The sequence below is a fragment of the Arthrobacter sp. TJ-266 genome, assembly GCF_058269115.1.
In genome coordinates this window covers 475,643-488,750 of the sequence record NZ_JBZCNC010000003.1, presented here as the reverse complement: position 1 = coordinate 488,750, position 13,108 = coordinate 475,643, and the positions used below count along the sequence as shown (strand labels likewise).

At 69.6% G+C, this 13,108-nt stretch carries 12 protein-coding genes; 7 read left to right on the top strand and 5 right to left on the bottom strand.

Going from position 1 to position 13,108, the window contains the following annotated elements; genetic code table 11:
- Positions 1–2: 2 nt before the first annotated feature.
- Complete coding sequence (locus AC4D12_RS10950) at positions 3–1,484, bottom strand: MFS transporter (RefSeq protein ID WP_490949948.1); 1,482 nt, start codon at positions 1,482–1,484, stop codon at positions 3–5.
- Between the two features lie 89 nt (positions 1,485–1,573).
- On the opposite strand from AC4D12_RS10950, the gene AC4D12_RS10945 reads away from it, so the two are divergent.
- From AC4D12_RS10945 to AC4D12_RS10935, 3 genes are all read left to right on the top strand, one after another.
- Complete coding sequence (locus tag AC4D12_RS10945) at positions 1,574–2,140, top strand: TetR/AcrR family transcriptional regulator (protein ID WP_490949947.1); 567 nt, start codon at positions 1,574–1,576, stop codon at positions 2,138–2,140.
- A gap of 60 nt (positions 2,141–2,200) precedes the next feature.
- On the top strand, positions 2,201–3,100 hold the full coding sequence (locus AC4D12_RS10940) for a DNA/RNA non-specific endonuclease (protein ID WP_490949946.1): 900 nt from the start codon (positions 2,201–2,203) through the stop codon (positions 3,098–3,100).
- Positions 3,101–3,213: 113 nt separating this feature from the next.
- Positions 3,214–4,281 carry a LacI family DNA-binding transcriptional regulator gene (locus tag AC4D12_RS10935; RefSeq protein WP_490949945.1) on the top strand — a complete coding sequence of 356 codons (1,068 nt, stop codon included), beginning with the start codon at positions 3,214–3,216 and terminating at the stop codon, positions 4,279–4,281.
- Between the two features lie 16 nt (positions 4,282–4,297).
- On the opposite strand, the gene AC4D12_RS10930 is transcribed toward AC4D12_RS10935, so the two are convergent.
- Positions 4,298–5,551, bottom strand: a complete 1,254-nt coding sequence (locus AC4D12_RS10930) for a glycoside hydrolase family 32 protein (protein WP_490949944.1) — start codon at positions 5,549–5,551, stop codon at positions 4,298–4,300.
- Positions 5,552–5,666: 115 nt separating this feature from the next.
- Here AC4D12_RS10930 and AC4D12_RS10925 point away from each other — a divergent pair, with 115 nt between their 5' ends.
- The 4 genes from AC4D12_RS10925 to AC4D12_RS10910 all read left to right on the top strand — a co-directional run bounded on the left by AC4D12_RS10925 (position 5,667) and on the right by AC4D12_RS10910 (position 9,660).
- Entirely contained in the window at positions 5,667–6,983 is a 1,317-nt protein-coding gene (locus AC4D12_RS10925) for an ABC transporter substrate-binding protein (protein WP_490949943.1), read from the top strand.
- 81 nt (positions 6,984–7,064) lie between these two features.
- Complete coding sequence (locus tag AC4D12_RS10920) at positions 7,065–8,060, top strand: carbohydrate ABC transporter permease (protein ID WP_490949942.1); 996 nt, start codon at positions 7,065–7,067, stop codon at positions 8,058–8,060.
- Positions 8,057–9,007 carry a carbohydrate ABC transporter permease gene (locus tag AC4D12_RS10915; RefSeq protein WP_490949941.1) on the top strand — a complete coding sequence of 317 codons (951 nt, stop codon included), beginning with the start codon at positions 8,057–8,059 and terminating at the stop codon, positions 9,005–9,007. The genes AC4D12_RS10920 and AC4D12_RS10915 overlap by 4 nt, the downstream gene beginning before the upstream one ends.
- A gap of 50 nt (positions 9,008–9,057) precedes the next feature.
- Positions 9,058–9,660: a LacI family DNA-binding transcriptional regulator gene (locus AC4D12_RS10910; protein ID WP_490949940.1), complete on the top strand. Its 603-nt coding sequence runs from the start codon at positions 9,058–9,060 to the stop codon at positions 9,658–9,660.
- A 35-nt stretch (positions 9,661–9,695) separates the two neighbouring features.
- Here the strand turns inward: AC4D12_RS10910 and efeB are convergent, their stop codons facing one another.
- Genes efeB through efeU form a run of 3 tightly spaced genes read right to left on the bottom strand, consistent with a single transcriptional unit; the run spans position 9,696 to position 13,029 of the window.
- Complete coding sequence (efeB, locus tag AC4D12_RS10905; RefSeq protein ID WP_490949939.1) at positions 9,696–10,973, bottom strand: iron uptake transporter deferrochelatase/peroxidase subunit; 1,278 nt, start codon at positions 10,971–10,973, stop codon at positions 9,696–9,698.
- Between the two features lie 5 nt (positions 10,974–10,978).
- Entirely contained in the window at positions 10,979–12,184 is a 1,206-nt protein-coding gene (gene efeO / locus AC4D12_RS10900) for an iron uptake system protein EfeO (protein WP_490949938.1), read from the bottom strand.
- Positions 12,181–13,029, bottom strand: a complete 849-nt coding sequence (gene efeU / locus AC4D12_RS10895; RefSeq protein WP_490949937.1) for an iron uptake transporter permease EfeU — start codon at positions 13,027–13,029, stop codon at positions 12,181–12,183. The genes efeO and efeU overlap by 4 nt, the downstream gene beginning before the upstream one ends.
- Positions 13,030–13,108 lie beyond the last annotated feature (79 nt).

The window sequence follows — 13,108 nt, the reverse complement described above, 5'->3', positions numbered from 1 at the left end:
CGTCAGCCGAGGAGCGCGGGTTCGCCCGAGGTGGCGAACTCGTCCCTGCGGATGGTGATCATGAACCACGAGATCGGCGAGGCGAGCGCCACCGCGACCGCCGCCGCGAGGAATACCACCGAGTACCCGTCCACGAGTGACTGGAGGCCCGCGGCCGGAGCGTCGGAGGCGCCTGTGGCTGCACCCACCGTGTAGAGGGCGGTGAACACGGCCGTGCCGACCGAGCCGCCGATCTGCTGGGTGGCGGTGACGGCCGCACTGGCCACACCGGCGTCGCGAGGCGCGATACCGTGCAGCGCAACGTTCTGCATCGGCACGAAGATCAGCGCGAGCCCGATGCCGAGCAGGATCTGCGAGGGCAACACCTCCAGCGCGAACGAGCCCTCGACCGTGATCCGGCTGAGCAGCAGCAGGCCCGCGGCGGCGATCAGGGGACCCACGGTCATGAGGATGCGCGGGCCGACGGTCGGTAGGAGCCGTGAGACCACGCCGGCGGACACGATGATGGCGCCCGTCATCGGTAGCGATGCCAGTCCGGAGATCAACGGACTCATCCCGAGGACTATCTGGAAGTACAGCGTCAGGTAGAGCAGGGCGCCGAGGAGCGCAGCGCCCACCGCGATCGAGGAGAGGTAGGCACCGGCCCGCGCGCGGTTGGTGATGATGCGCAGGGGTAGCAGCGGGTGGGCGGCGCGCGATTCGACGAGGACGAAGAGCGCGAGCAGCACCACACCGAGCGCCAGGAACCCGAGGGTGTCCGCGCGGATCCAGCCGGCCTCGGCCCGCGTGAAGCCGTACACGACGGATGCGAGGCCCAGGCTCACGAGCACGGCCCCGGGGACGTCGTACCGGGTGTCGCCCTCCGCCCGGCTCTCACGGAGCAGAGGGATGCCCGCGGCGATGGCGACGACGGCGATCGGCACGTTGACGAGCAGGCACCAGTGCCAGCTGACGTACTCGGTCAGCACCCCACCGAGTACCAGCCCCACGGCCGCGCCGCCACCGGCGATGGTCCCGTACACGGCGAAGGCCCGTACGCGGTCCTTGCCGCCGGGGAAGGTGACCGAGAGGATGGCCAGCGCCGCCGGCGCGAGCAGGGCGGCGAAGACACCCTGGAGCCCGCGGGCGAGCAGGAGCATCTCCCCCGTGGTCGCGATCCCGCCGACCGCGGAGGCCAGGGCGAAACCGCCCATGCCGACCAGGAACGAGCGCTTCCGGCCCCAGAAGTCGGCGATGCGCCCGCCGAGGAGGAGCAGCGCGCCGAACGTGAGCGCGTAGAGGGTCACCACCCAGCTGCGGTCGGTGTCGGACATGCCGAGCTCGGCCTGGGCCTGCGGGAGCGCGATGTTCACGATGGTGCCGTCGAGCACCACGGTCAGCTGCGCGAGCGCGACGATCGCCAGCACGAGCCATCGGTTCGCGGGGGCGGCGCTGCGCTGGCGCGTGGCGGGGGCAGCGGAAGGACTGGAGGGCGGGACGGGCATGGATCTCCTCGGAAGTGATGTCACCTCCGAGCGTAGAAGGCGCCCTCGGCTGAGTCAAACGAACTAGTTCGTTTGGTTATACTGGCGGAATGACGACGACGACGACCGACGTACGTGCCCGGGTACTCCTGGCGGCGCGCGCCGAGTTCGCCGCCCACGGACTCGCCGGCGCGAGGATCGACCGCATCGCAAAGGCCGCCGCGGCGAGCAAGGAGCGCCTCTACGCGCACTTCACCGAGAAGACGGTTCTCTTCCAGGCCGTCCTGGACGCGAACGTCGCAGAGTTCGACGAGGCGATGATCCTGGACCCCGGCGACGTCGCAGCCTTCGTCGGCCACGTCTTCGACCACACGCACGAGCACCCGGACATCCTCCGCATGCTCACCTGGGCGCGGCTCGAAGGGCTGCAGTACGACGTCCCGAACCCGTCGCCGAAGGCGGCCGGCATGCTGTCCGCCATCCGCGAGGCCCAGGAGCTGGGCACGGTCGACACCACCTGGGTGCCCGAGGAGCTCCTGACGCTCCTGTTCGGGCTCGCCAACGCCTGGGCGCAGGCTCCGCTCATGGCGCACGAGCACGCGGCGGGAAGCACCCTCGGCTCCCACCGCACCGCGGCCGTCGAGGCCGCGCGCCGCCTGCTGAGGCCCGTGCCCTGAACCGCAGCGGCGGACCCGCCCGTTCACGGGAAGGTCACCTGCCGCTGATACGTTCCGGACATGGACGAACTGCTGCCCGTACCCACCGCGGTCACCGCCGCCGACCTCGAGGACCGCGACGGCTACGACGCCGGGTTCCTGGCCACGGGCGAGGACCTGCCGCTGCCCGCACTGACCGGTGACGTCGACACGGCACTGCTGCCGTACACGCACTTCTCCGTGCTCATGCGGCTCGACAAGCGCCTCGCTGCGGTGGCCGGGCTCTGCATCGACGGCGCGAAGCTCATGGACCTCAGCCGCTCCGGGATCAACTGGCGGCTCGATCCGCGGCTCTCCGAGGACCAGCAGACAGGTGAACGGGCCTACGCCCGCAACGACATCGACCGCGGTCACCTCGTTCGGCGGGCGTCCGCCGTGTGGGGGGACACCCGGGCGGAGGCGTCGCAGGCCAACGTGGACACCTTCCACTACACCAACGCCGCTCCCCAGGCGGCGGAGTTCAACCAGGGCATGGAGCTGTGGCTGGGCCTCGAGAACTACCTGCTGGACAACGCCGCGCAGTACGAGCGCCGCCTCGTGGTGTTCACCGGGCCCGTGTTCGGCGAGCTCGATCCGGTGTATCGGGGGGTGGAGATCCCGCTGCGCTACTTCAAGGTGGCGGCCTTCGTGCAGGACGGCCGCCTCGCCGCGACCGCCTACGTGATCGACCAGACCCCGCAGCTCTCCGAGCTGCCCGACGTCCCGCGCCCGGGAGCGGTGGACGACGCCCCGCCGCTCGGACCGTTCCGGACGTTCCAGGTGCCGGTGGGGGCCGTCCAGGGCCTGACGGGTCTCGATCTCGGGACCCTCGTCGCCGCCGATCGTCTGCCCGCCGCGGACCCCGCGCTCCGCGGGGACTCCTCGATCGGGGGGAGCTCTGCGTGGCGGGAGTTGGCATCCCTGGAGGACATCCGGGTGTAGCGCCGGACCACGTCCGGCGCGGGACCGGTTCCGAGCGCGACGAATCCTGAGCGCACGGCCCGCGCCGTCCGGGGTCTAGAGTTCTGCGTAGCCGCGGAGGACGACCGGAGGGGGTGGGGCAGGTGTCGCACAGTGCCGCCCCGAAGCCCGTCGGCATTGCGGATGTCGCACGGGCGGCCTCGGTGTCCATCACCACGGTGTCGCACGCCCTGAGCGGCCGCGGACCCGTCGCCGAGGCGACGAGGATCCGCGTGCGTCGCGTGGCCGACGAACTCGGCTATGCGCCGAACCGGCTCGCGAGCGGGCTCCGGAGCCGCCGGTCGCAGACCCTGGGGCTCGTCTCGGACGACATCGCCACCACGCCGTTCGCCACGCGGGTGGTCCTCGGTGCGCAGGATGCCGCGTCCGAGCGTGACCAGTTGCTCGTCGTGGTGAACTCGAGCCGCGACACCGGCATCGAGTCCCGGCAGCTCGCTGGACTCCTCGCCGCGCAGGTGGACGCCGTGATCTACGCACGGATGTTCCACCAGGACTCCGCGATCCTGCCCCGCGAACTGGACAGGATCCCGTCCGTGCTCGTCGACACCACGGATGTCCGTGGTGGTCTCCGTTCGGTGGTGCCGGACGAGGAGCAGATCGGGCGCCTCGCGACGGAGACGCTGATCGCCGCAGGCCATACGGCGATCGCCCACCTGACAGTCTCGGCGACGGGCCGCGGGAGTGTGGGCCGCCTGGCCGGGTACTCGGCCGCCCTGCACGATGCCGGGCTGCGTCCGCGGATCTTCACGGGCGGTGATCCCGGTACCTCGGCAGCAGGGCGCGCCGCCTTCGCCGAACTGATGGCCGCGAGGGCCCACGACGTCACGGCGGTGTTCTGCTTCAACGACCCCATGGCCATGGGTGTGTACCAGGCCGCCGAGCGCGCGGGGGTGAGGATCCCCGATGACCTCTCGGTGATCTCGGTGGACGACTTCGAACCGGTGTCCTCGGGCCTGCTCCCCGGGCTGACGACCGTCTCCCTGCCGCACTACGCGATGGGCCGGTGGGCCGTCCTCACGGCCCTGGCGGAACTGGACGGCGCCGTCCGCGAGGCGCAGGTCGAGACGCGCCTGCCCGGCACCCTCGTCACGCGTGGCTCCGTCTCGGCCCCGCGATCACACGGTCCACTGTGGGGCGGCTAGGGTCAGCGGTCCGCCGTCACCCGGCCGAGGGGTGGCGCAGGCCGAAGACCGTGATCCCGTCCCCGGCCGCCGTCACCGCCCCCTCCGAGCCCGGGAGCGGCGCCGCGAAGATCCCCGCCTCGGAGGAGACCTCCACGATCGGACCGTCGACGACGACGCGCAGGTCCCCCGCCCACGGCACCTCGAACTCGTCCGCGCCGATCCGGACGACCACCGTGGCCGGATTCCGGTGCATCGCGAGGATCACGGTGCCGGCCCGCCGGACCTCCAGCGCGTCACCCGCAGCAGGCGGCCACAGGACGTCGACGGCGTCGCTGCCCCCGGCCTCGGTCCGGTACCGCTCGAGGTCCCCGTGGGGCGAGGCCACCAGCACGTCGTCCTGCACGCGGAGCCGGTACGGGATCGAATGGGCGCCAGCCCACCCCGTACCCGCGACCTCCCGAAGCCAGAACATCAGGCAGGGCGAGCCGTCGGCGTCCGTGAAGGTCGTGGCCGCGTACGGGGACGGGCCGTAGCTCAGCCGACCCCACGTCCGCGGGGCGAAGGCCCCGTCGGTGAAGGTACCGAGGGCGTAGACGACGTCGCAGAGCACGTCGTCGTCCCAGACGGACACCAGGAGCACGTGCCGGCCGTCCACCCCGATGATCTGGGGGCACTCCCACATCGAGCCGGCCCACAGGGGCAGGTTCTCCGCACCGGAGCGCCGAACGGCGATCCTGTCCTCACGCCAGTCCACGCCGTCGTCGGACACGTACCCGAGAGCGCCGGCGCTCCCGTCGGCGAAGCCGGCGCCCACGAGCATCCGCACCGTCCCGTCCACCTGGACGATCGTCGGGTCGCGGTACACGACCACCCCCTGTTCCCGGGGCGGCACGGCCACGACAGGTCCCTTCTCCCAGCGGAGCCAGTCGTCGTCGAGCGGCGTAGCCGACCGCACGCTCCCCACCGCGGGATGGTCCGCCGAGACGGACGTGTAGAAGATGCGCGCGCGTCCCGCCGCATCCACCATCAGCGATCCGGACCAGACGCCGTCGTCCCCGTCGCCGGGCGCCAGCGCCGGCGGCAGCTCGGTCAGCGAGAACAGATCGGGACCGGCGGCATGGCCCCAGTGGCACCCCAGCCCCCAGGACGTGTCGCCCGGGACGTGCTGGAAGAACAGGTGGTACCTGCCGTCGGAGAACGTGATCCCGTGGGGATCGTTGATCCACCCCTCCGAGGTGAAGTGGAACCGGGGGCGGTCATGGCCGCGGAGCTTCTCCATGGTGTCCATATCGTTATGTGATCGAGGCCTAAAACGTTTTGTGGTTCGTGATGACGCTCACTAAGGTCAGGAGCTATCAAAACGTTTTGGGTAGATGCTACCCCGCAATCGAAAGGACGAAGCGATGAGGCTTCCACAGAAAATCGCCGGGTCGCTGACCGTCGCCCTGGCCCTCGCGATGACCGGCTGCAGCGGAGGCGGAGGAGGTGAGGCCGAGGGCGGCGACGGAGGGCCGATCACCATCATGGGTGCGTTCACCGACGCCCAGGCCGAGGCCTTCCAGGCGGATCTCGACGTGTGGTCCGAGACGTCGGGCATCGAGGTCACCTATGACGGCAACACCGATTTCCAGACGGCCGTCGTGGCGCGGGCCACCGCGGGGAACCCCCCGGACATCGCGATCTACCCGCAGCCGGGGGTCCTGAAGAGCCAGACGTCGTCCCTGTTCCCGCTCGAGGAACTCGGGATCGACGTCGAGGCGGTCATCGCCGATGAAGCCAACGGCCTCGGCACCATCGCGCAGGTGGACGGACAGACGTTCGGCCTGCCCTACTCCATCAACGTCAAGTCCCTCGTCTGGTACAACCCCAGCGCCTTCGAGACGGCCGGGCTGACCATCCCGACCACGGATGCGGAGCTCACGGAACTGCAGCAGACGATCATCGACCGCGACCTCGGCTCGCCCTGGTGCATGGGCCTCGAGTCCGGCGCGGGTACCGGCTGGGCCGCCACGGACTGGCTCGAGGAGTACGTGCTGCGCTACGGCGGGCTCGAGGAGTACAACGCGTGGATCGCGGGGGACGTGACCTTCGACAGCGATCTGGTGCGCCAGGCCGGCGACAAGGTCGCGGAGCAACTCCTCGCACCCGGCAAGGTCAACGGCGGCGGGCCCGCCGCGGCGACCACCTCCTTCCAGACGGCGGGCAACCAGCTGTTCACGGAAGGCAGGGACAACGGCCAGTGCTTCATGATGCGGCAGGGATCGTTCATCTCGGATTTCTTCCCCGAGGACATCAAGGCCGAGATCCAGGCCGGCGACCTGACCAACATCGACTTCTTCCAGTTGCCCTCCCCCGAGGGGACCGACGTCGCGATGCTCGGCGGCGGCGACCTCGTCGGTGCGTTCACCAACTCCGACGAGACCCGGCAGGTCGTCGAATACCTCGTCGGCAAGGACTTCGGGACCAACGGGTACGCCAGCCAGGCGATCTTCCTGTCCCCGCACAACGACTTCGACGCCGCCAACTACACCACGGAGTTCCAGCGGAAAGCACAGAGCCTGCTCGCCGAATCGACCATCTTCGGATTCGATGCCTCCGACCAGATGCCCGGTGAAGTGGGAGCCGGCACCGAATGGACGCAGCTCACCAACTGGTTCTCGGGCCAGACGACCATGGACGAGGCTTTCCAGGCCATCGACGCCTCCTGGCCCAACCGCTAGACGACGCTCGCGACGGCCGGGGTCCCGCCGATCCCGGCCGTCGTCGCCACCTCCTCACAACGACGTCAGGTAGCAGACACCATGCCCATCCTCAGCGCACTCGTCTCGGTCGTCCTCGGACTCGGGATCTCCCTCCTCATCTTCTGGAGCCTCAACTGGCTGGTGGAGAAGAGCAGCAACCGCTGGAAAGCGCGGCTCCTGCCCTACGTCTTCCTCGCGCCCGTCCTGATCCTCGTGTCCATCTTCCTGCTGTACCCGGCCGTGAGAACCCTGTTCCAGAGCTTCACCCAGACGAGTCAGCGGCGCGGGGAAGGTGACCGCTTCGTCGGGCTGCAGAACTACGTCGAGCTGGTGACGGACCCGGGGTTCCTCGGGGTCCTCCTCAACAACCTGCTCTGGGTGCTCGTCGTCCCTGCGGTGACGCTCGTGATCGGGCTCCTCGTGGCGATCCTCACCGACCGGCTCGGCAAGAAACGCGAGACCACCTTCAAGGCGATGATCTTCCTGCCGATGGCCATCAGCGGTGTGGCGGCAGCCGTCACCTGGAGATTCATCTATTTCTACGCGCCCCCGGGCAACCCGCAGATCTACCTCCTCAATGCACTCTGGACGGGCGTCACCGGTCAGGATCCCATTCCCTGGCTCACGCTCGACCAGGGCCGCCTGAACAGCTTCCTCCTGATGGTCATCGCCATCTGGCTCCAGACCGGGTTCGCCATGGTGCTGCTCTCCGCAGCCATCAAGGCCGTTCCTGAGGAGACCATCGAGGCCGCCCGCCTCGACGGCGCCAGCGAACGGCGGGCCTTCTTCCTGGTGATCATCCCGCAGATCCGCGGCACGGTCCTCGCGGTCTTCGTGACCATCGTCATCTTCGTCATGAAGATCTTCGACATCATCTACGCCATGACCGGCGGGCAGTACAACACGAGCGTCCTCGCCGTCGACTTCTACGCGCAGCTCTTCAGCTTCCAGAACCCCGGCAAGGCCGCGGCCGTCGTCATCATCCTGATGATCGCCGTCGTCCCACTGATCGTCTACCAGGTCCGCAGCTACAAAGCGCAGGAGGAACTCCGATGACCATCATTCCGACACCGATCGTCGACGACGCCGAGGGGCGCGTGCAGATCGACACCCGTACTGCGAAGAAGCCGCGCCGACGTACTCCCGAGGAGACGGCGAAACCCCGCGTCCTCAGCACCGTCATCATGGGGGCCATCGCCCTGGCGTGGCTCTTCCCGCTCGTCGGCCTGCTCATCACGAGCTTCCGCACCAGGGCCGGCGTCGATGCCACCGGCTGGTGGACCGTGTTCGTCGACCCCTTCGGCCAGGGGTGGACCGGCCAGAACTTCTCCGACGCCTGGCTGGCACTCGACGTCGGGACCACGTTCTGGAACTCGGTCGCCGTGACCATCCCGGCCACGGTGCTCCCGGTGATGATCGCGGCGATGGCTGCCTACGCGTTCACGTTCTTCCAGTTCCGGGGCAAGGAGATCTACTTCGGGATCGTCCTCGGGCTCATGGTGGTTCCCGTGCAGCTGGCGATCATCCCCGTGCTGCAGCTCTTCGTCTGGTTCGGGAACACCACCGGCATCCAGATCATCGGCCAGTACCCCGCAGCGTGGATCGTCCACGCGACGTTCGCCATGCCGCTCGCCATCTACATGCTGCGCAACTACATGCAGACCCTGCCCAACTCACTCATCGAGGCCGCGAAGATCGACGGCGCGAGCCACTTCCAGACGTTCTGGCGGCTCGTGGTGCCGATGTCCGTCCCCGCCCTCGCGTCCTTCGCCATCTTCCAGTTCCTCTGGGTCTGGAACGACTTCCTCGTGGCGTACATCTTCATCCAGAGCGGGCCCAACGCGGTCATGACGCAGGGCCTGTACACGTTGCTGGGCCAGTACGGTCAGGGCTGGCAGCGCGTTGCCGCGGGCTCCTTCATCACCCTCGTGGTGCCCCTCGTGATCTTCTTCGGGCTCCAGCGGTTCTTCGTCCGGGGGCTCACCGCCGGCAGCGTCAAGTAGCCCGGCCGCGCCCGGACCCCATCACGGTTCCCGTGAGCCAGGTGCATCCCGTGCATTCCGTGACGATGGCCGACGTCGCCGATGCCGCCGGGGTGTCCGGCGCGACGGTGTCGCGGGTCCTGAACGACCACCCGGGCGTCAGCGCGCACACCCGCCGACGGGTGGAACGGGCCGTCCGGGAGCTGGGCTACACGCCGAACCGCGTGGCGAGTTCCCTCGCAGGGGGTCGGGTCATGCTGGTCGGGGTCGCGCTCCCCCTCGGCGCGGTCGGTGCGTCGATGACGCTGGCGGTGATCATCGACGTCCTGGGCCGGCAGGGTTTCGAGGCCGTGGTGCAGGACGCGGCCGGCGATCCGTCGGGAAACGGGCGCATCCTGGAGCGCTTCCTGGGACACCGGGTGGATGGCGTGCTCTTCGGCGTCGCCCGCCGCGTCGCGCCGCCGTGCCCCGATCGGGACGGCACCCCCGTGGTCGTCGCGGACCTGTTCGGTGGTCCACCGCCCGAGGCCGCGGGAGCGGAGGGCGGCTGCGTGCCGGAGGGTCAGGCGCCGGCCCGGCTCGGTGCCGACGCCGCCACCCGGCTGCTGTGCCGGATCAGGGCAGCCACGCCTCGGGATACCCCGACGGTACGACGGCGCCCGGCACGTTCGTGAGCGGTGCCACCTCTCGCGGGTGGGCAGGAAACTGGTCAGGCCTCGAAGAGCCGCGCCCCCACGAAGCTTCCCTCGGCCACGCCGCCGGGCACCGCGAACAGCGCCGAGCTCACGTGCTTGATGTACTCGTTGAGGATGTCCGAGCCGGCGAGGCGCGTCTGCACCGGGATGAAGCCGCGCTCGGGGTCGCGCTGGAAGCAGATGAAGAAGAGACCGGCGTCGAGCCGCCCGAGCTCGTCGTTGCCGTCCACGAAGTTGTAGCCGCGCCGCAGCATCCGGGCGCCGCCGTTCGCGTCGGGGTGCGCGAGCCGCACGTGGGAGTGCTCGGCGATGATCGGCTCACCGCCCTTGCCCGGCATGGAGAAGTCCGGTGCCGTGAACTCGTCGCCACCGGAGAGGGGCGCGCCGGCCCCCTTGGTCCGGCCGATGGAACGCTCCTGCTCGGAGAGCCGCGTGCGGTCCCAGGGCTCGATGTTCATGCGGACCTTGCGGGAGACGAGGTAGGAGCCGCCCGCCATCCACGCCTGGTCGTCGTCCTGGCCGACCCACACGTGCTCGTCCACGGCAGCCGGGTCCTCGGCCTTGAGGTTGGAGGTCCCGTCCTTGAAGCCGAAGAGGTTGCGCGGGGTCACCTGCGCCGTGCTGGTGCTCGAGGTCCGGCCGAAGCCCAGTTGCGAATAGCGCAGCGACGCGCGGCCGAAGGCGATGCGCGAGAGGTTCCGGATGGCGTGGACCGCCACCTGGGGATCGTCGGCGCACGCCTGGATGCAGAGGTCACCGCCGCTGATGCGCTCGTCGAGCATGTCTCCGGAGAATTTCGGCAGCTGGACCAGGGCCCTCGGCTGCCGCGCCGCGAGACCGAACCTGTCCACGCCGTCGGCCGTGCGGAAGAGCGTGGGGCCGAAGCCGAACGTGATGGTCAGGCCGGTGGGGCCGAGGTCCATCGCCTCACCCGTGTCCTCGGGCGGGGCCTCGTAGGGACCGGCGTCGGGGTCGAACTCGCCCGCACTGCCGCCCTGGCTCATACGTGCCGCGGCGACCGTCCAGTCCTCGAGGAGGCCGATCAACTTCTCCCGCGGCACGTCGTCCATGTCGAAGACGGCGAAATGCAGGCGGTCCTGCGCCGGGGTGGTGATACCGGCCTGGTGCTCGCCGTGGAACGGGTAGCTGAGTGCGTCGGGATCGGCCGGGCTCGCCGTCGCCTCCGGGACCGAGCGTCCGGCGGCCACACCGGCGCCCACGCCCGCAGCGGCACTGACCCCGGCCAGGGAGAGCGCCCTGCGGCGCGAGATGCGGAAGGTACGGGGTGACATGTCGGCTAGCCCAGCAGTGACGCGGTGATCCGCGAGAGGGGTTCGCTGAGTGCGTTCACGCGGTCTGACAGCGCCTTGACGTCCTCGGGGCCCAACTCGCCGTACGTGACGTAGGTGATGTCCCGCTGGGCGGCGTCGGGGGCGCTGGTACGGTGCTCGTCGAGTGCGGAGGACAGCGCGGTGAAGTCGGCCTCGAGGGTCGTCACGAGCTCGGGGTCCTTGACCGCGAGGAGGTCCTTCAGGCCGTCGAACAGCACCCGCGCGCCCTCGACGTTGCCCTGGAAGTCCCAGAGGTCGGTCCCGGACCAGATCTCCTCCTCACCCGTGACCTTGCCGTTGGCCACCTCGTCCATGAGGGCGATCGCCCCGTTGGCGAGCTGGTCGAGGGAGAGCTCGATGTCCTGGATGCTCGCATGCAGCGTGGTGGTGTCCTCGACGAGCTGCGCGGCAACGGCCTCGCGTTCGGCCTGCGTCAGGGGCGTGTACGCGGCGTCGGCGGGCGGCCAGAGATCCTTCTCGATGCGGTGCCAGCCGGTCCACTCCTCACCCTCGGCGAGGTCCGCCTCACGGTTGTCGAGCTTGGGGTCGAGGTCGCCGAAGCTCTCGGCCACGGGCTCCACGCGCTCGAAGTGCATGCGCGTGGTCGGGTACAGGCGCCGCGCCTCGTCGTCGTTCCCGGCGATGTAGGCGGCGGCGAAGTCCTCGGTGCCCGTGAGCAGCTGGTCCACCTGGTCCTTGACGTAGGCCTTGTAATTGAGCACGGCGGTGTCGATCTGCTCCTGCTCGTCCCCGCTGGCCTCGACGGCCGTCCCGGAGTCGGTGACGGTGAAGGCGGCGCGCCCCACGCCGTCGCCCACCATGCCCGGCTTGCACACGGTGTAGTAGGAGCCGGGCTTGGCGTTGACCACCAGGTTGCGGCTGATCCCGGGGCCGATGTTCTCCACTTCGGAGACGATCCGCAGGCCGTCCTCGGCCAGGAGGTAGAACTCCGTGACCTGGTCACCGGAATTGGTGATCGCGAAGGCGAGGGGGCCGCTCCCGGCCGTGTCCGCGGAGACCGCGCACTCGCCGGCGGTGCTGGTGACCGTCAACTCACCCGGGGCAGCGCCGTCGGACGTGCCGGCCGTGGCGTTCGGGGTGCAGGCGGTGAGGAGGACGACGCCGCACGCCGCCAGGAGGGCGGCGGGCTTCGGCAGGCGGGCGGTGATCACTGGACTCCTTGGGGAACGGGCTGTGCGGTGGCGGGAGCGGGCGTGCGCCGGAGGCTCTGCCGGATGAACAGGGTCATGGTGGGGATGGTGTAAGCCAGCCAGGCGATGCCTTCGAGCCAGGTGGTGGCGGGCGAGAAGTTGACGGTGCCCTTCAGGATCGTGCCGTACCAGCTGGACGGCGGCACCGCGGCGCTGACGTCGAACATGAGGGTGTTGAGGCCTGGCAGGATGCCCGCTTCCTGGAGGTCGTGGATGCCGTAGGAGAGCACGCCTGCCGCCACGATGATGAGCATGCCGCCGGTCCAGGTGAAGAACCTCGAGAGGTTGATGCGGAGCATCCCGCGGTAGAACATCCAGCCCAGCACGACGGCGGAGGTGAGTCCCAGCGCGGCGCCCAGGATGGGCTGGGTGGTGGACCCGGTGGCCTGCACCGCGGACCAGATGAACAGGGCGGTCTCGAGGCCCTCGCGGCCGACGGCGAGGAAGGCGACGACCACGAGGCCCTTACCGCCCGCCGCGAGGTGCCGATCCACATGGCCGTGCAACTCGCCGCGCATGTTCTTCGCGGTCCGCGCCATCCAGAAGACCATCCAGGTCACGAGCCCCACGGCGATGATGGACAGCGAGCCGCCGATCGCCTCCTGGGCCTCGAAGGTCAGGCCGTGCGTGCCGTACGTGAGGAGCGCGCCGAACCCGAGGGACAGGGCGGCCGCGAGGGACACCCCGAGCCAGATGCCGGGCAGCAGGTCCTTGCGCCGGATCTTCACCAGGTAGGCGATGAGGATGACCACCACGAGCGCGGCCTCGAGGCCTTCGCGCAGGCCGATCAGGTAGTTCGCGAACATGAGAGGGCTTCCTTGCCGAGAAAAGCCCTGCCCAGGTCGCAGAGGCTAGGCAAGCATAACCTAACTTCTCAGTCGTACG